This window comes from Archangium gephyra (assembly GCF_042230915.1).
Classification (GTDB): Bacteria; Myxococcota; Myxococcia; order Myxococcales; family Myxococcaceae; genus Archangium; species Archangium gephyra_B.
Window position 1 is genome coordinate 9,300,465 of sequence record NZ_CP102578.1, and the last position, 17,240, is coordinate 9,317,704.

Sequence of the window (17,240 nt, forward strand, 5' to 3'; positions counted from 1 at the left end):
AGTGCGAGCGGGCCCTACCCGTGACGGCTGGTGGCCTCAGCGGACCCGGGCGGCGATGCGGGCGGAATGCTGGCGGGCGTTCGAGGCCACGGAGGCCGCGTCCAGGGTCAGCAGGGCCCGGTCCTTGAGGACGGGTTTGCCGTCGATGAGGACGTGCACCACGTCGCTGGAGCGGGCGGCGTAGACGAGCGGGGAGAGCACGTCCCGGGGGTCCGCCGGGGTGGAGTGCAGGCCGGCGAGGTCCACCACGGTGACGTCCGCGCGCTTGCCCTCCTCGAGCGAGCCCAGCTCGGCCTCCATGCCAATGGCGCGGGCCCCGCCGAGCGTGGCCATCTCCAGCACGCGCTCGGGCGGCATGCCCCGAGGCCCCACCCGCGGCTTGTGCATCAGCGCCGCCAGCCGCATCTCCATGAACATGTCCAGGTTGTTGTTGCAGGGCGCGCCGTCCGCGCCGAGGCACAGGGACACGCCCGCGTCCAACAGCTCGGGCACCGGGGCGATGCCCGAGGCCAGCTTGAGGTTGGAGCTGGGGCAGTGGCACACCACCGTGCGCGTGTCGCGCAGCAGCCGCTGCTCCTCCTCGGTCACCCACACGCAGTGGGCCAGCGTCACATGCGGGCCGGTGAGGCCCAGCTCGTGGAACCAGGCCACGTTGTCCTGGCCGGACAGCTCGCGCACCACCTCGATTTCCGAGCGGTTCTCGCTGGCATGGGTGTGGATGCGCACGCCCTTCTCCCGGGCCAGGCGCCCCACCTCGCGCATCAGCTTCTCCGTGCAGGAGAGGACGAAGCGCGGCGCGAAGGCATAGCGCAGCCGGCCCCCGTGCGAGCCATGCCAGCGCTCCAGCAGCGCGAGGCTCTCGGCCAGCGAGGCCTCGGTGGACTCGTGCAGCCCCATGGGCACGCCGGGCGCGTCCATCATCGCCTTGCCGCCGGTGAGCCGGAAGCCGCAGTCGCGGGCGGACTCGAAGACGGCGTCGTAGTGGCGCACCGAGCCCATGTCGAGCGCCGCCGTGGCCCCCGAGCGGATGAGCTCCGCGAAGGTCAGGTCCGCCGAGACGCGCATGGAGTCCGCGTCGTGCGCGGCCTCGAAGGGCCAGATGCGCTCGCGCAGCCAGTCCAGCAGCTCCAGGCCGTCGGCCCGGTTGCGGAACAGCGTCTGACAGGCGTGCAGGTGGCCATGGATGAAGCCGGGCAGCACCACCTTGCCGGTGACGTCCAGCACGCGCAGGCCACCGCCCCGCGTCCGGATGTTGCGTCCCACCCGGGCGATGCGCCCGTCCTGGATGAGGACATCTGCCTCCGCGAGCACCTCGCGCTCGCGGTTCATGGTCACGACGGTGCCGTTGGTGAGGAGCAGATCCACGCCCGGCACTCTAGAGGAAATCGCTGGTGAAGGCGTGGGGGAGCAACTCCCCGAGGGAGTAGCGCGCCTCATCGCCCTTGAGGTTGCGGCTGCGCACGGGCAGTTCCTGGGGGGCGAACTCCAGCATCACCTGCCGGCACATGCCACACGGCGGGCACGGGGTGGGCGTGTCCACCACGATGGCCACCGCCACCGGCTTGCTCCGGCCCTGCGCCACGCCGGCCGCGAGCGCGCTGCGCTCGGCACACACGGACAGTCCGTAGGAGGAATTCTCCACGTTGCAGCCCGTCACCACCGAGCCGTCCGCGTAGAGCACCGCCGCGCCCACCGGAAACCTCGAATACGGCGCATGGGCGCGCTCGCGCACCTTCCTGGCCGCCTCGAACAGCTGCTCCCAGGCAATGTCCTCGCTCATGCTCCACCTCCGCCCTTGTTGGCGTTGTCCTCGGCCAGTTCGAGGTCATCGAGGTAGCGGGCGATGAGCATCTCCGTCTCCACCGGCAGGTCCAGGAAGCGCACGTGCGCCGACGAGCCGCGCGAGCCGTGCGCCACGTGGAGCACCTCGCCGCGCACCTGGAGCTCCTCGGGGGAGCCGGGCAGCACGAAGCGCGCCTCCACCTTCTGGCCCACCGACAGGGCCGCGCCGAACCAGGCGAAGCCCCCGAGCGAGATGTTGCCCTCGCGGGAGTCGAAGGCCAACGACGTGTTCTCCCGCCTCACGCGGATGCGCATCGGCACCCGGGGGGACTCACGCCGTTCTTCCCCCTGCCGCTGGCTACCGTCCTTGGACTGCTCGCTCATGCCTTGCTCGCTCCCGCGCGGGCCACCGGGCGTGCATCATACCCACCCCCGCGCCCTCCGCACGGACTCAGGTGGGCGGATGTGGAATGGGCTACTCCAGCCGCTCGATGACCAGCGGCCGGGGGGCGGGAGCCTGGGGCCCGAACTGGTACGCCCTGGCCAGCCGCGCCTTCACGTCCTCCAGCGGCGCCGGGTCGTTGTAGTGCACCCGCACCACCGGCTCCCCCGCCTTCACGGGCTCGCCCTCCTTGCGCAGCAGGGTGAAGCCCACCGCGGGGTCGATGATGCTGTCCACCCGCTGGCGTCCAGCACCCAGCGCCACCGCCGCCAGACCCACCGCCTCCGTGTCGATGACGGTGACGAAGCCGTCCCGGGGCGCCTGCACCACGTCCACCGTGGCCCGAGCCTGCGGCAGCCGCGTGTAGTCGTCGATGGCGCGCGGATCTCCTCCCTGCGACTGGACGATCTCCTTCAGCTTGCGCACCGCGCTCCCATCCGCGATGACCTTCTCCAGCATCTGGCGCGCCTGGGCGATGGAGGACGCCTTGCCCCCCAGCACCAGCATCTCCGCGGTGAGCGCCATCGTCACCTCGGTGTAGTCCGCCGGAGCCCGGCCGTGCAGCATCTCCACGGCCTCGATGATCTCCAGCGCGTTGCCCACCGCGCGGCCCAGCGGCTGGTTCATGTCCGTGAGCAGCGCCGTCACCTTGCGGCCCATCTCCGCGCCGATGCCAATCATCGTCCGGGCCAGGGTGCGCGCGTCCTCCACCTTCTTCATGAAGGCGCCGCTGCCCACCTTCACGTCCAGCACCAGGGCATCAATCCCCTCCGCCAGCTTCTTGCTCATGATGGAGCTGGCGATGAGCGGGATGCAGTCCACCGTGGCCGTCACGTCCCGCAGCGCGTAGAGCTTCTTGTCCGCGGGGGCGATGGCCTCCGTCTGGCTGATGAGGCAGCAGCCCACCTCGCGCACCAGCCGGCGGTACTCGGGCACCGGCACGTCCATCTTGAAGCCGGGAATGGACAGCAGCTTGTCCACCGTCCCGCCGGTGTGCCCCAGGCCCCGGCCGGAAATCATCGGCACCGGTACCCCACACGCCGCCGCCAGGGGCGCCAGGCTCACCGACACCTTGTCCCCCACCCCACCCGTGGAGTGCTTGTCCACCTTCACGCCCGGTGTGTCCGACAGGTCCACCACCTCGCCGGACTGGAGCATGGCCCGCGCCCAGGCGCCCAGCTCCACCGCGTCCATCCCCTGGAAGAAGACCGCCATGCACAGGGCGGCCATCTGGTAGTCCGGCACCGTCCCCGCCGTGTATGCGTCGATGAACGCCCGGATGTCCTCGGGCGACAGCCGCTTTCCATCCCGCTTGGCCTTGATGAGCTCGTAGGGTCTCACGGGAACAGCCCATAGCAGGAAGCCGGGCGGACATGCACCGGGAGAAAGGCCCGCCGTCGCGCATCGTCCATCTGATAAAGGTGGACTGTCGTGATCTCCCTCCGCCACATCCACAAGCGCTTCGGCGCCGTGACCGCCCTGGACGACGTGTCGCTGGACATCGGCACCGGGGAAGTGCTCGCCCTGGTGGGCGAGAACGGCGCTGGCAAGTCCACCCTGATGAACGTCCTCTACGGGCTCTACCAGGCCGACGCTGGCGAGGTGCTCGTGGGCGGCCAGCCGGTGCGCCTGCGCAGCCCCCGGGACGCCATCGCCAAGGGCATCGGCATGGTGCACCAGCACTTCATGCTCGTCCCCACCCTCACGGTGGCGGAGAACGTGGTGCTCGGCCGCGAGCCCTCGCGCTGGGGCCGGTTGGACCTGGACCGGGCCTGCCAGGAGGTGGCCGCCACCTGCGAGCGCTTCGGCTTCAAGCTGGACGTACGCGCCCGGGTGGACACCCTCTCGGTGGGCTCGCAGCAGAAGGTCGAAATCGTGAAGGCGCTGCACCGGGGCGCCCAGCTGCTCATCCTGGACGAGCCCACCGCGGTGCTCACCCCGCAGGAGGCGGATGACCTCTTCCGGGTGGCGCGCGGGCTGGCGGCCGGCGGGCGCACCGTCGTCTTCATCAGCCACAAGCTGCGCGAGGTGCTCAGCGTGGCGGACCGGGTGGCGGTGATGCGGCGCGGCCGGCTGGTGGCCGAGGTGCGCGCCGCCAACACCAATCCCCAGGAGCTGGCTGCGCTGATGGTGGGCGAGGCGCGCATGCCGCACGCCGAGGCCCAGGCCTACCACCCGCCCGGGGGCGAGAAGCTGCTGGAGGCCAAGGAGCTCCGGGCCCGGGGAGCGGACGGGCGGCCCGCGCTGCAGGGCGTCTCCCTGGAGGTGCACGCGGGGGAGATCGTCGGCATCGCCGGGGTGGACGGCAACGGCCAGCGCGAGCTCGCCGAGGTGCTCACGGGGCTGCGGGCGCTGGACGGAGGCGGAGGCACCCTGCTGGGCGCGCCGCTCACGGGGCTGACGCCCGCCGAGGCCCGGCGCCGGGGCGTGGGGCACGTGCCCGAGGACCGGCTGTGGCGCGCGGTGGTGAAGGCCATGACGGTGGAGGAGAACGTGGCCCTGGGGCGGCAGGGGCAGGCGCCCTTCGCCCGGGGGCTCCAGGTGGACTTCGCGGGCCGGCGCGAGCGCACCCTGGCGCTGCTGAAGGCCTATGACGTGCGGCCGCCGGACCCCGAGGTGCCGCTGCAGGCGCTCTCCGGCGGCAACCAGCAGAAGGTGGTGGTGGCGCGCGAGCTGGACGCGGCGCCGAAGCTGCTGGTGGTGGTGCAGCCCACGCGCGGCCTGGACATCGGCGCGGTGGCGCAGGTGCAGTCGAAGCTGCGCGAGGCGCGCGACACGGGGGCGGGCGTGCTGCTCGTCTCGTTGGACCTGGAGGAAGTCCTGGCCCTGGCCGATCGCATCTACGTCTTCTTCGAGGGGCGCATCACCGGCTCCTTCACCCGGCCCGAGTTCGACGAGCGGGAGATCGGCCGGCGGATGCTCGGCACCCGCGGGGAGGTGGCCCATGGGTGAGCGGCTGCGCGCGGTGCTGCCCTCCGTCTTCTCGGTGCTCCTGGCCCTCGCCGTGTGCTGGGTGTTCATCGCCCTCACGCGCGACGCGGAGAAGGCCACCCTGGCCTACTTCCGGATGCTCCGCGGCGGCCTGGGTGACTGGCCCATGTACTTCGAGGGCGGGCGCATCACCGTGCTCACCCGGCCCCTCGGCGAGGCCGCCATCAAGGCCGCCCTGCTGCTGCTCACCGGGCTGTCGGTGGCGGTGGCCTTCAAGGTGGGCCTCTTCAACATCGGCGCCCAGGGGCAGATGCTCGTGGGCGCGCTCGCGGCGGCCGTGGTGGGGGCCCAACTGCAACTGCCCGCCGTGCTGCACGTCCCGGCGGCGGTGCTCGCCGCCTGCGTGGCCGGAGGCCTGTGGGCGCTCATCGCCGCGGTCCTCAAGCTCACCCGGGGCGTCCACGAGGTCATCTCCACCATCATGCTCAACTGGGTGGCGGTGAGCCTGGTGGACAATTGGCTGTCGGTGGGGCCGCTGAGGGCCGGTGCCGGCACCAACCTCTCCACCACGGGCACCGCGGAGATCGCCGCCAGCGCGCAGCTGCCCCGGCTGCTCGGGGAGCTGTCCCGCCTGCACCTCGGCTTCCCGATGGCGCTGGCCGTGGCGCTGGCCATCTGGGTGTGGCTCTCGCGGTTGCGTTCGGGCTTCGAGACGCGCGCGGTGGGCCTGGGCTCCGAGGCGGCCCGGGCCGCGGGCATTCCGGTGGCGCGGCGCACCGCCCAGGCCATGGGGCTGGCCGGAGCGCTCGCGGGCATGGCCGGCGCGGTGCTCGTGCTGGGCACCGAGTACCGGTACCCGGGCTCGCTGGGCGCCCCCTACGGCTTCGACGGCATCGCCATCTCGCTCATCGGCGGCAACCACCCGCTGGGCGTGGCGCTGTCCGCCCTCTTCTTCGGGGCGCTGCGCGCGGGTGGCACGCTCATGCAGCTGGAGGGCGTGCACAAGAGCTACCCCGAGCTCATCCAGGGCCTGGCCCTGCTCTTCGTGGCGGGACGGCTCGTCTGGGTCTCGCTGCTGCGCCCGCGGCGGGTGAAGCCCGTGGCACCCACCCAGCAGCAGCCGGCGCCGAGCCCGGAGGTGCCCCGTGCTTGAAATCCTGGAAGCCCTCCTGTCCTCCACGCTGGAGTACTTCCCCGCGCTCCTCTTCGCCGCGCTGGGGGCCACGCTCTGCGAGCGCTCCGGCGTGGTGAACGTGGGCGTCGAGGGGATGATGCGCGCGGGCGCCTTCTGCGCGGCCGTGGCGGCCATCTCCATGCCCACCCCCGTGGGCGTGCTCATGGGCATGCTCGCCGGCGCCGGCATGGCCGCCATCCACGGCTACCTGTGCATCCGCTGGCGCTCGGACCAGGTGGTGTCCGGCATGGCCATCAACCTCGTGGCGCTCGCCGGGGGCACCTACCTCCTCGAGTCCCTCTACGGCCCCAACGGCACGCCCCCCATCCACCAGCTCACCCGCTGGCACCTGCCCGGCCTGTCCGCGGTGCCCCTGCTGCGCGCCTTCTCCGGGCACTCGGCCCTCACGTGGATCGCCCTGGCGCTGCCCTTCGCCTTCCATTGGCTGTTCTACCGCACCCCCCTGGGCCTGCGGCTGCGCGCCGTGGGAGAGAAGCCCCATGCCGTGGCCACCCTCGGCCTGTCCGTGACGGGGCTGCGCTGGCTCGCCGTGCTGGGCAGCGGGATGCTCGCGGGGCTGGGCGGGGCCACCCTCTCCACCGCCGTGTTGGATCGCTTCGAGCAGCACACCCCGGCCGGCCTCGGCTTCATGGCCCTGGCCGCCATGGTGTTCGGCCGCTGGACGCCCCTGGGGGCCTTCCTCGCCGCCCTCTTCTTCTCCGCCGGCAGCGCCCTGCGCATCGGCCTGGCCTCCAGCGCCCCCGGCCTCCTGGAAGTGGTGCCCCAGGGCTTCCTCCTCGCCCTGCCCTACCTCCTGACGCTCGCGCTGCTCGCCTTCCAGGGCCAGCGCACCCACGCCCCCGCCGCCCTCGGCACCCCCTACGAGCAGGAGTCGCGCTGACGCGGGCGGGCCTCCCCGGTCCGCCCTGGCGAAGTGCCCCCTGCTCCCCTGCGTCCCCCGTCCTCCCGAGGGCCAGCGGTACGGCTTCGTCGCGGCATGGGTCTCCGCGCACCCGGGTCACAACGAACCGGGAATCACTTCTGACCCACGTATTCTTATGTATGCCCAGGGAGGCATGAGTAGGCCTTTATCCGTGAAACTAAGCAAAGCTCTGAAACTCAAGGAAGAAAGGATAGACTGTTTCGCACCGCACACTCATGAAGAGAGCGGGGCGCAAACGGCACGCGCATCGCATGGAATGGCTGGCACGCGAGCAGGCCGTACGGCAGTGAAGAAGTAGACGTGCGGCTCGTCAGGGGAAGGTGGAGGAGGGAGGTCGGCGTCCGGAACACGCGAGGGGGGGAACCGGCGTGAAATCAGACACACCACACGAAGCACGAGGTGACGCGATGAGCGCGGTGGCGATGGCTTGTTGGCCGAGGCAGATGACGGTGACGAGCGGCGAGGGCCGTGGCCACCTGACCGCCGTGGGCGCGCTGGACGGCACCGACGTGCAGAACCTCGACTTGTGCGCGCTGGCGCGGCACGCGCTGGCACTGCTCCACGCCACGGGCCGCGTGGAGAGCAGCGAGGTGGGGTTGGAGTTGCCGGACGAGCCGGTGTTCGCACGGGTGAGCCGGCGGCGGATGGAGCAGGTGATGCTGCACCTCATCAGCGACGCGGTGGTGGCGCACCGGAGCGCGGGGATGCCGGCGCGCACCGTGCGGCTGGCGGTGGAGCCCCAGGACGACTTCGGGGACTACGGCCCGCGCTTCCAGGTGCGCTACGCGGCGCGCGAGAGCACCGCGCAGACGGGCCTGACGGCGGCGCGCGAGCTGGTGGAGACGCTGGGCGCCCAGCTCGCGGTGAAGAGCCACGGGCTGACGGGCAGCACCGTCACCGTCTCCGTGGAGCTGGAGGACCAGGGCACCGCGAGCTGGTAGCGCTCGCGGGCCCGGTGGCCGCTCCGGTCAGAACTTGTAGGCCACGCCCAGCAACGCCTCCAACGTGAAGCGAGCGTCGCCGCGGCCCGCGACGCCCGCGTAGGAGCCGACGGACGGACCCATCCGCACGTTGAAGCTCACGGCGAGGCTGCGGTCGATGAAGTACTCCAGCCCGCCGCCCAGGAGGATGGGCACCACCACACCGCCGCCCGTGCCGAAGATGACGTAGAAGGGGATGTCCATGCCCGCGTTGAGCATGAGGGCGCTGCCCACGGGGATGCCCAGGGTGAGGGAGATGGGCAGCGACAGCCCCACGTCGGTGAAGCGCTCGTAGAAATAGAAGAAGGGCCCGGGAGCGAAGCTCAGCCCCAGGTTCACCCGCGACGTCTGCAGCAGCATCAGCCGCATCCACGCCTGCAGCTTCAGGCCCGGCACCACGCTGGTGATGAGGCCCTCGCGGCCATAGTTGAAGGTGAGCTTGCCGCCGATGTCGAACCGCGACGTGGCCCCGTGCAACAGCCCCAGCGACACGCCCGGCCAGCCCACCTGGCCCGACAGCGCCGTCCCCTGCCCCAGCGTCTGGCCCGACAGCATGGACCAGCCCTGGCCCCGGCCGTACGACGCCCCCGCCTCCTCCTGCGCCACGGCGGCGCTCGAGACGAGGAGAAGGCCCATCAACACCCCACTCGGAACACAGCGCTTCACGCTCCCACCTCCGGTTGCCCTCGCTCGCGCGCCAGCGCGATGAAGGCGTCGATGAGCTTCTGGAGCCGGGCCTCTCCCCGGGCGCGCGCGGCTTCCACCGGCTCGCCGGCGGCCAGCGTCTCCTTCAGCTCGAAGTAGTATTTGATTTTGGGCTCCGTGCCGGACGGCCGCGCCGTCACCCGCCCACCGCCCTCCAGCTCGTAGGCCAGGACGTTGGAGGGCGGCAGCCGCTCCCCCTTCTTGTAGTCCAGCACGGTGCGCACCGGCAGCTCGCCCACGCGCGAGGGCCCCGAGCGGCGGAAGCCCTCCATGATGCGGGCAATCACCTGAGCGCCCTCGGCGCCCGGGAAGGTGAAGTTGCGCTGCGCGCTCACGTAGAGGCCAAAGCGGCGCTGGATCTCCTCCAGGTAGCCGAGCACCGTCTTGCCGCGCGACTCGCACCATGCGGCCAGGTCCGCGAACACCAGCGCCGCGCCCACGCCGTCCTTGTCCCGCGTCACGCTGCCCACGCAGTAGCCGAGCGCCTCCTCGTAGCCGAAGACGAAGTGGGTGCCCTCCTCGCGCTCGCGCTGGACGGCGCGGTTGGCGATCCACTTGAAGCCGGTGAGTACCTCGTCATAGGCGACGCCCAGCTCGCGGGCGATGTCGCCCAGCTGCGTCGAGGACACGATGGTGGTGACGACGTGCGGCTTGCCGCGCCGCGTGGGCCCCTGCACCAGCACGTAGTGGCCCAGCAGCACGCCCACCTCGTTTCCGGTGAGCATGCGCAGCTTGCCGGAGCCCTCGCGCACCATCACCGCCAGCCGGTCCGCATCGGGGTCGTTGGCGAGCACCAGGTCCGCCTTCACGCGCTCGGCGGTGGCGAGCGACAGATCCATGGCCCCGGGCTCCTCGGGGTTGGGGAAGCGCACGGTGGGGAAGGCGCCGTCCGGCTGGTGCTGCTCGGCCACGGGGTGGACGTTGCGGAAGCCCGCGAGCTCCAGGGCCCGCTCCATCCACACGCCGCCCACGCCGTGCATGGCGGTGTAGACGATGGAGAGCGACTGCGAGCCGCGCCCGTGCACGCGCAGCTTGAGGATGGCGTCCAGGTACGCGTTGCCGAGCGAGTCCGGCACGTCGCGCCACAGGCCGCGGGCGTGGGCCTCGGTGGGGGTGAGCAGCTCCACCTGGTTGGCGGGCTCCACGCGGGAGATGAAGTCGGCGATGCCCTTGTCATGGGGCGGGATGATTTGAGCGCCGTTCTCCCAATACACCTTGTAGCCATTGTACTCGGGAGGGTTGTGGCTGGCCGTCACCATCACCCCCGCGGCGGCGTTGAGGTGCAGGGTGGCGAAGGCGGCGAGCGGCGTGGGGGCCAGCGAGGGGAAGACGTGCGCCGGAATGCCCTCGGCGGCGAGCACGCAGGCGGTGTCCTCGGCGAGCTCGGCGCTGAGCCGGCGGCCATCGCGGCACACCACCACGCCGCGGGTGGTGACGTCCGGGACGGTGGCCTTGAGGTAGCGCGCCAGCCCCGCGGTGGTGCGGCGCACCACGGCGCGGTTCATCCGGTTGGGCCCGGCGCCCAGCACGCCGCGCAGGCCCGCGGTGCCGAACTCCAGGTCGCCCGCGAACCGGTCCGCCAGGTCCGCCAGGTCTCCCCGCGCGAGCACGTCCCGCAGCTCCGCCACGGTGGCCGCGTCCGGGTCCGCCTGGAGCCACGCCTCCGCCTTCGCCTTCAATCCAGTCGCGTCCATGTACTTCCCCTCTCCTTAAGGCCGGTGCGGCGCTACGGCCGCGTCCGTCCTCCCCGTCTGTTCAGCGATGATCAGACCCGAGCGAGGGCTCAGGTGTAATCGGTGAGTTTGCGCCGGGTGGGCCCGCCCTTGGGGGCGTCCTTCTGGCCCTGGCAGTTCACGCAGAAGCCCACGTAGGGCATGGCCTCGAGCCGGCCGGGTGGAATGTCATCGCCGCACTCCTCGCACTCGCCGAAGGAGTCCGGGTCATCTCGCAGCTTGCCCAGCGCCTTCACCACCTGCTGGAGCACGCCATCCATGTTCCGGTTCCGCTTGGAGGCGATGGCCTGCATCATCTCGTTGAGCGGCTGCTCGTCCTCGTCGCCGCCCACCCGCGCCTCGTCCGTGCGGTTGGGCTCTATCTTCGCGGGCGCCTTTTCCGTCAGCTCCGCGTGGAGCGCCAGCAACTTCTGCCTGTACTTCTCGCGCTGTGCCTCGGTCACGGGCCTCTCCCCACCGGGTGGCTAGTACTTCGCGGTGGACCTCTGGCCGGTGACGATGGCCACCGACGCCGAGGCCCCCAGGCGGTTGGCTCCCGCCCGAATCATCTTCAGGGCGTCCTCGGCCGAGCGGATGCCGCCCGAGGCCTTCACGCCGACGTCCTCGCCCACCACCCGGCGCATGAGCGAGACGTCCTCCACGGTGGCGCCGCCGGTGCTGAAGCCGGTGGACGTCTTCACGAACGCCGCCCCCGCCGCCTTGGACAACACACAGCCGGCGATCTTCTCGTCCTGGGTGAGCAGGCTCGTCTCGAGGATGACCTTCACCGGCCAGGGCCGGATGGCCTCCACCACCTTCGCGATGTCCTCGAGCACCAGGGCGTAGTCGCGCGCCTTGAGGGCCCCGATGGGGATGACCATGTCGATCTCCCGGGCGCCGGCCTGGATGGCCTCGCGGGCCTCGAAGGCCTTGGCGCTGGTGAGGGCGGCGCCCAGCGGGAAGCCCACCACGGCGATGGGGACCGAGCGCGAGCCGGCCAGGATGCCCGCCACCGTGGCCACGTGGCTCGAGTTCACGCACACCGTGGCGAAGCCATGCTCCACCGCCTCGCGGGCCACCCGGGCGACGTCCTCGCGCGTGGCCTCGGGCTTGAGCAGGGTGTGGTCGATGTAGGGCGCCAGGTCCGCGTTGTCGCGGATGGACTCGGAGGGGATGCTCGCGGTCCGCACGGGGCTCGGGGCCCCAGCGCTGGCGGGGCTCTCGGGCGTCGCGCTGCCCGCCCGGGTACCGAGCATGCTCTTGCGGACGAGGTCGGCGATCTCCTCGACGACGCGCTGGATGTCTTGGGCCTCGGCCATATGGGGCGCGATGTAGCCCAGTCCGGCCCGCTCGGGAAGCACCGAGACGGCCCCCTGCACGGCACGCAACGGACCTCCGTCCCATGCGGTAGGAGAGTGTCCACGAAGTTTTTAGATATAGCTGGGGGGGATCTCTGGGATGTAAAGATGCCCCCCGCAACTCCCCGCCTCGCGCCAGACGAGTTCTCCGACTTGGCCTAATACCCCCAGTGGGGTGCACGCCATTTTGGAGCACCCAAAACTGCCCTCACGACCTGCGAAGCCTGCCCTGGCGTAGGAGCCAGCGCAGCGGGCGTGGTGTTGAGCCCACAGCAGCAGGCACCTAGAACCCAGGCCCCCCCCAAGCCCCACCCGTCATGGGAAGGCTGCCCGGACACGCGTGTGCCCAAAGGGGGGCTTGTACCGACTCTCCACTGGCTTGGCGCACGGCCCTCCTGCACCCGGCAGCGGCCCTCCTCTGCCTCTCTGCTCCAACCCATCCCCACTCAACAGCGCCCTCGTCCTTCTTTTGCGCTTCTCCAGCTTTCCGACGAGTTCGATGACCTCGGGGGCACCGCATTGCTGCCGGTAATCAAACCCCAGCAGGAAGAAGGTCGCCCCTCGATCCCGTCGAACTCGACAAGATGTGGGCAGCGTCAGCCGTCAATCCGTACAAAATGTCTGACACCTTCCTCAATCTCACTTCTTGCGTCGAGGCGCTCCGTTGCGCTTGCTGCGGCGCTGCGGCGTTTTCGAGGGAGGCTTGGGCCCTACGCCAAGCAAGCGATCCAACGCTGTGGCGATATCGGGGTTCACGCGCTCCAAGGCCGCCGGGTCGTCCGGCCTCTCCACACGTCGCGCGGCGGCATCCAACAGCGCGCGCTCCGCCGCAGTATCGGACGGCAGATGTCGTTCGAGCAGAGCGGCGATGTCACGCAGCAAGGCAGGATCGGTCACCTGCTCTGCTACCTTGGCAACAACGCCGCGCAGGAAAGAGATGGGATCGGGGCCGACCTGGCTATCGCGCGTCGCCTGCGCTGCGGCCCCCTGTGCGAGAACCTCGACGCACTGCGCGGAAAGCGCATAGGCTGCAGCGCGCCCCTGAGTACGACTGGCCTCCGCGACTGTATCGGCGAGTTTGTGCTGTGCAGAATCAAGACTCCACCATTCACCACCCAGCACAGACAGTGCGGCAGCCGTGTGCCAGACCGTACTAAACTGTCCTGATCGCAGGGCCGCTGCTGCGGCATCGTCGAACCATGTAGCAATACTGGGGATGTCCGTGAGTGGCGCCACCGCCACAGCACGCTGCCACGCCATGACAACAGTCGCATCATCCCCAATTTCCTGCGCCACTATCAGGAGGCTGATTTCAGCCCTAGATAGGTCTGAAGTATCACCTGTCTGCCCGGCCAGCACGATGGCGCGGCGGAGTGTGTCCATCGCGTCGGCGTGTCGGCCCATCTGGTTGAGCAGCCAACCGAGCAGACGTGATGCCTCCAACTGATCGCGAAGCTCGCCGACCTGTTCGGCCAGCGCGAGGGCGCGGCGAAGCGTGTCCTCTGCTTCGGGGTACCTTTCCATCTGGCCAAGCGACCAGCCAAGGTGACGCAATGACTCTGACTGCTCGCGAATCTTGCCGGCCTGCTCGGACAGGGCGATAGCACGACGGAGTGTCTCCTCCGCTTCGGCGTGCCGGTCCATCTGGTTGAGTAGCCAGCCGAGGTGACGTGATGCCACCACCTGCTCGCGAATCTCGTCGGCCTGTTCGGCCAGGGCGATAGCGCGGCGGAGTGTCTCCTCCGCTTCGGAGTGCCGTTCCATATGGCTCAGCAGCCAGCCGAGGTGACGTGATGACGCCGCTTGCTCTCGAATCTCGCCGGCCTGTTCGGCCAGGGCGATAGCGCAGCGGAGTGTGTCCTCCGCTTTGGCGTGCCGTTCCATCTTGCTCAGCAACCAGCCAAGGTGACCTGATGCCGCCGCCTGTTCGCGGATCTCGCCGGCCTGTTCGGCCAGCGCAATGGCTCGGCGGAGTGTGTCCTCCGCTTCGGCGTACCGTTCCATCTTGCTCAGCAACCAGCCGAGGTGACGTGATGCCGCCGCCTGCTCGCCAACATCGCCGGCCTGCTCGGCCAGGGCGATGGCGCGGCCGAACGTGTCCACCGCTTCGGCGTGCCGTCCTATCTGACCGAGCGACCAGCCAAAATATCGCAGACTGCGCATCTGCTCTCGCAGATCATCTGACGAGGCAGCCCGCTTCACTGCCTGATGAGTGAGGGCGACCGCCTCAGTCACCTGACCGGCCTCGAACAACTGCACCATGCGGTCCCGTAGTTGGTCCAGCCACCCGCCATTTAGAGCCGAGTTCGGTTGCCCAATGCTGGCCGGTGCCAGATCCGTTGCTACCAATCGCTCCAGCACCGCCGCATCCGCCGCACGGCCGAGCGCGCGCAGTCGCTCTGCCTCCACCCGTTTCTCCTCAGGCGAAAAGAAGCCAGCAAGGAGCTCAGTGATGCCCTCCAGCAGACTCGCCCCCTCTCCAGGGGTCAAGTGGCGCTTGCGGTAATAATGCGCCATCAGCCGGTCACCCACGCGGTACAGCATCTCAGCGGAACGCTGCGCCTTCACACCCACCACCTCACCGCGCGCGCGCAACTCGTTGAACGGTTCGGCGATGCGCGCCTGCGTCGTGCCAAGGCGCGCCGCGATCTCGCTCTGCGTCCTCGGCTCGCCCATGCGCAGTAGCGCGTCCAGCAGGGTACGGGCGCGGCGCGACAGACTCTCGATCCGGTGCTTGTAGTAGGGGGTCAGCTCGTCCACCAGCGCATCCAGAATCGCCGCAGCCTGCAGCGAGTCGTTGCTGTCCAACACCTGCGCCAGCACTGTCGCCATGCGTGGAGATCCACCGATAAACTGTGCGATAGCCTGAGCCTTCGCCCGCGTCTTCGGCGGCATCGGCTCCGCTTGGCGATGACCGCGCAGTCGCTCGAAGAAAGCAAGGCAGGACTCCTCCTGCCACGGATCCAGCTCGATCAGTCCGGTAGCGTGGAACAACCGCTGCTCATAGGCCGCGTCGGCGCGGCGCGTGGCGGTGGCCAGCAGCATGAGCCGCCCGCCCGGTCGCGCCAGCAGCGCACGTAGCCGTGACTGGTCCTGCGGCTTGCGGAAGACCTCGACCATGAGCTGGTCGAAATTCTCGATCATGGCGACAACAATGCCGCGGCCCTCCGGCAACCTTGCAGCGATCGATGCATCCAACGTGGCCACTGCCGGATCCCAGACCGCGTCGTTCTCGGCGAAGGCGCCACCAAGCAGGCTGTCAGCCGGGCGACCATCCAGCACGCGCTGAATTTCGTTCAGCAGCCGGTGCGGCGCGTCCACGTTGTGCTGCTCCTCCGGCAGCAGCGCGAGAGCGACGGGGAGTCCCTCTACCGCGCACACTTTCAACGCGGACTGCACCAAGCGCATTAGAAAGGACTTGCCGTAGCCGCGCGGGGCGACGACCTGCAAGTGTTGCACCGTCCCCCCTTCCGCGTTGCGAACGATAGTGGCAAGGATGCGCTCCAGCACCCGTTCCCGACCGGTGGCAATCGCCTGCAGCGTCTCCTCCGGCAGGTCGTAGGGATTGAATTTCTTGATGTAAGACATCACCGGCTCCGCGCACGCGGGGTGCTGTTGCGCCATGCCGCAACCATGGCGGAGGCAGGTCGGAAGTTCTTCACGTGGGGATCGAATGTCAGAAAGCCGTCCTCCCGCAGGATGGCGGCAATCTCCTCCGGCATCTCGCAACCGCGCTTCACCAGCTCCGCATGGAAAGCATCAAGCGGCAGACCGCCTTGTGCAGCGCTGTCCACCACGAGATCGATAGCAGCAGTGAGATGTCGGCGGAGCGCTAGCTCCTCTCGCCGCAGGCGGTTGTCAAACTGCCCGAAGAACTGGTGATGCAACTGCGGCTCCAAGTGCTCCCGCAGGCTGTGCCGGATGTCTTCGGGCGTAGTCGCGCCGCGATCAGCGACGGATTGGAAGCCAAGTTGGATGAAGCCGGGGTAGAGATCAGGAAGGCCATCCAGCAGGGTCTCGGTCGCAGCCTCTGTCCAGCCCGGCAGCGGCGGGGCGGCACCGGCCACGAGGGCCTGGACCATCCGCACCGCCTCGTCGCGCCTCAACGGAGGCAGCGGAACCGGCAGCATGTCATTGAAGGCCCCGGGATCGAGCCCGTGGCGAAGCGCAAGGCCACGCATGCCGATAGAGCCGGCGACCAGCATCGCCACGTGCTTGAGACCACGCCACTCGCGCAGAGTGACGAGGATCTGCTGGGCAGTGGCCAAGCCATGGCCCTGCTTCCGATCGGCACCAGCTCCCCTCGTCAGGGTGTTCTCGATCAGGAAGGGCAGCTCGTCCACGAACAGGGCGATAGGCCGCGTCTCAGCTTTGAGGGCTTCGAACAACATCGGGGAGAGGGTGGGCCAGTAGTCCAGCAGGTCGCGCTCGGAAGCAGCGGAACCGGTGGGAGCTGGGCCATGGCCGATCCAGCCTCGGACCAGACCCAGCACGGGCTGGGCGATGTTCTGCACCTGTTCGAAGCGCCTCAGCAGGCTGTTCTTCAGATCCGGCGCGGGCAGGTTGCGCAGCAACTCGCCGAACACATCCTGCAGGCCCTTTCCGGACTCGGCGTTGATCTGGGAAACGATGACCCCCTGGGCCTCCATGCGCGACTTGGCCTCGGCCATGATCGAGGACTTCCCGGTACGGCGCAGCCCGAACAGCGTATGGCTCTGCCCACGCAACAGCGAGCGGACCAGCGGGTCGACGATCTCCGGCCGGGGCCAGAAGTCCGAACCGGAGACGATGGTGCCGTAATAGGACTTGAGGGTGGAGGCGTTAAGCCCAGCACAAGTATCCATGAGAATAGATATCTGTTACTCCAGATAGCTGCCTCCGCGCAACAGGGATATCTGTTCGTACAGATATCTATCACCACAGATGCCGCAAAATTAGCTGTAAACGCTTTAATATCAGCTACTTACATCGATTCTGACCCACGCATTCGACTCATATGAAGACTTGGTTCAAAGGATGCGCAGTGTCCAACACCTTCTTACAGCACACGCCGCTGACGACTTACGACGTGGATGACGTGGAGCGGATAATTGGGCGAAAGTTCACCCTCCAAACTTACGACATTTTCGAGGCTTTAGGCAAAAGCTTCAAAAAAGTATCCACACTTTCGATACTATCTGATAAAGGCAGCGGCAAACTATGGGAGGTATGAC

15 protein-coding genes are annotated in these 17,240 nt (G+C 69.2%); 5 read left to right on the plus strand and 10 right to left on the minus strand.

The window, feature by feature from the left end; genetic code table 11:
• Positions 1 to 36 precede the first annotated feature (36 nt).
• From NR798_RS36610 to NR798_RS36625, 4 genes are all read right to left on the minus strand, one after another.
• A complete protein-coding gene (locus tag NR798_RS36610; protein ID WP_375767190.1) occupies positions 37 to 1,365 on the minus strand; it encodes a 5'-deoxyadenosine deaminase in 1,329 nt (442 codons plus the stop codon).
• Positions 1,366 to 1,375: 10 nt separating this feature from the next.
• Positions 1,376 to 1,780 (minus strand): cytidine deaminase, encoded by a 405-nt coding sequence (locus NR798_RS36615; RefSeq protein WP_375767191.1) that lies wholly within the window; start codon positions 1,778 to 1,780, stop codon positions 1,376 to 1,378.
• Entirely contained in the window at positions 1,777 to 2,166 is a 390-nt protein-coding gene (locus NR798_RS36620) for a PilZ domain-containing protein (protein WP_375767192.1), read from the minus strand. Before NR798_RS36620 ends, NR798_RS36615 begins: the two co-directional genes overlap by 4 nt.
• 91 nt (positions 2,167 to 2,257) lie before the next feature.
• Positions 2,258 to 3,565, minus strand: coding sequence for a thymidine phosphorylase (locus tag NR798_RS36625; RefSeq protein ID WP_375767193.1), 1,308 nt, complete (start codon positions 3,563 to 3,565; stop codon positions 2,258 to 2,260).
• A gap of 147 nt (positions 3,566 to 3,712) precedes the next feature.
• Here NR798_RS36625 and NR798_RS36630 point away from each other — a divergent pair, with 147 nt between their 5' ends.
• The 4 genes from NR798_RS36630 (at position 3,713) to NR798_RS36645 (ending at position 8,213) form a co-directional block, all read left to right on the plus strand.
• Positions 3,713 to 5,176 carry an ABC transporter ATP-binding protein gene (locus NR798_RS36630; protein ID WP_375773879.1) on the plus strand — a complete coding sequence of 488 codons (1,464 nt, stop codon included), beginning with the start codon at positions 3,713 to 3,715 and terminating at the stop codon, positions 5,174 to 5,176.
• Positions 5,169 to 6,308, plus strand: a complete 1,140-nt coding sequence (locus NR798_RS36635; RefSeq protein WP_375767194.1) for an ABC transporter permease — start codon at positions 5,169 to 5,171, stop codon at positions 6,306 to 6,308. Before NR798_RS36630 ends, NR798_RS36635 begins: the two co-directional genes overlap by 8 nt.
• On the plus strand, positions 6,301 to 7,230 hold the full coding sequence (locus NR798_RS36640) for an ABC transporter permease (RefSeq protein WP_375767195.1): 930 nt from the start codon (positions 6,301 to 6,303) through the stop codon (positions 7,228 to 7,230). The genes NR798_RS36635 and NR798_RS36640 overlap by 8 nt, the downstream gene beginning before the upstream one ends.
• Positions 7,231 to 7,679: 449 nt before the next feature.
• Positions 7,680 to 8,213, plus strand: a complete 534-nt coding sequence (locus NR798_RS36645) for a sensor histidine kinase (protein ID WP_375767196.1) — start codon at positions 7,680 to 7,682, stop codon at positions 8,211 to 8,213.
• A gap of 27 nt (positions 8,214 to 8,240) precedes the next feature.
• Here NR798_RS36645 and NR798_RS36650 read toward each other — a convergent pair whose 3' ends face one another.
• From NR798_RS36650 to NR798_RS36675, 6 genes are all read right to left on the minus strand, one after another.
• Positions 8,241 to 8,918, minus strand: a complete 678-nt coding sequence (locus tag NR798_RS36650) for a hypothetical protein (protein ID WP_375767197.1) — start codon at positions 8,916 to 8,918, stop codon at positions 8,241 to 8,243.
• Positions 8,915 to 10,651: a phospho-sugar mutase gene (locus tag NR798_RS36655; protein ID WP_375767198.1), complete on the minus strand. Its 1,737-nt coding sequence runs from the start codon at positions 10,649 to 10,651 to the stop codon at positions 8,915 to 8,917. The genes NR798_RS36650 and NR798_RS36655 overlap by 4 nt, the downstream gene beginning before the upstream one ends.
• 89 nt (positions 10,652 to 10,740) lie before the next feature.
• Positions 10,741 to 11,133: a TraR/DksA family transcriptional regulator gene (locus NR798_RS36660; RefSeq protein WP_375767199.1), complete on the minus strand. Its 393-nt coding sequence runs from the start codon at positions 11,131 to 11,133 to the stop codon at positions 10,741 to 10,743.
• 21 nt (positions 11,134 to 11,154) lie between these two features.
• Positions 11,155 to 11,988, minus strand: coding sequence for a deoxyribose-phosphate aldolase (gene deoC / locus NR798_RS36665; protein WP_375773880.1), 834 nt, complete (start codon positions 11,986 to 11,988; stop codon positions 11,155 to 11,157).
• 678 nt (positions 11,989 to 12,666) lie between these two features.
• Positions 12,667 to 15,615 carry a tetratricopeptide repeat protein gene (locus NR798_RS36670; protein ID WP_375767200.1) on the minus strand — a complete coding sequence of 983 codons (2,949 nt, stop codon included), beginning with the start codon at positions 15,613 to 15,615 and terminating at the stop codon, positions 12,667 to 12,669.
• Entirely contained in the window at positions 15,615 to 16,871 is a 1,257-nt protein-coding gene (locus NR798_RS36675) for a hypothetical protein (protein ID WP_375767201.1), read from the minus strand. Before NR798_RS36675 ends, NR798_RS36670 begins: the two co-directional genes overlap by 1 nt.
• A 179-nt stretch (positions 16,872 to 17,050) precedes the next feature.
• On the opposite strand from NR798_RS36675, the gene NR798_RS36680 reads away from it, so the two are divergent.
• On the plus strand, positions 17,051 to 17,239 hold the full coding sequence (locus NR798_RS36680; RefSeq protein ID WP_375767202.1) for a hypothetical protein: 189 nt from the start codon (positions 17,051 to 17,053) through the stop codon (positions 17,237 to 17,239).
• Position 17,240 lies beyond the last annotated feature (1 nt).

Coding starts and splice junctions, on each gene's coding strand:
- NR798_RS36615 (WP_375767191.1), bottom strand. CDS start 1,780: ATGAGCGAGGACATTGCCTGGGAGCAGCTGTTCGAGGCGGCCAGGAAG.
- NR798_RS36620 (WP_375767192.1), bottom strand. CDS start 2,166: ATGAGCGAGCAGTCCAAGGACGGTAGCCAGCGGCAGGGGGAAGAACGG.
- NR798_RS36635 (WP_375767194.1), top strand. CDS start 5,169: ATGGGTGAGCGGCTGCGCGCGGTGCTGCCCTCCGTCTTCTCGGTGCTC.
- NR798_RS36645 (WP_375767196.1), top strand. CDS start 7,680: ATGAGCGCGGTGGCGATGGCTTGTTGGCCGAGGCAGATGACGGTGACG.
- NR798_RS36655 (WP_375767198.1), bottom strand. CDS start 10,651: ATGGACGCGACTGGATTGAAGGCGAAGGCGGAGGCGTGGCTCCAGGCG.
- deoC (WP_375773880.1), bottom strand. CDS start 11,988: ATGGCCGAGGCCCAAGACATCCAGCGCGTCGTCGAGGAGATCGCCGAC.
- NR798_RS36670 (WP_375767200.1), bottom strand. CDS start 15,615: ATGTCTTACATCAAGAAATTCAATCCCTACGACCTGCCGGAGGAGACG.
- NR798_RS36675 (WP_375767201.1), bottom strand. CDS start 16,871: ATGGATACTTGTGCTGGGCTTAACGCCTCCACCCTCAAGTCCTATTAC.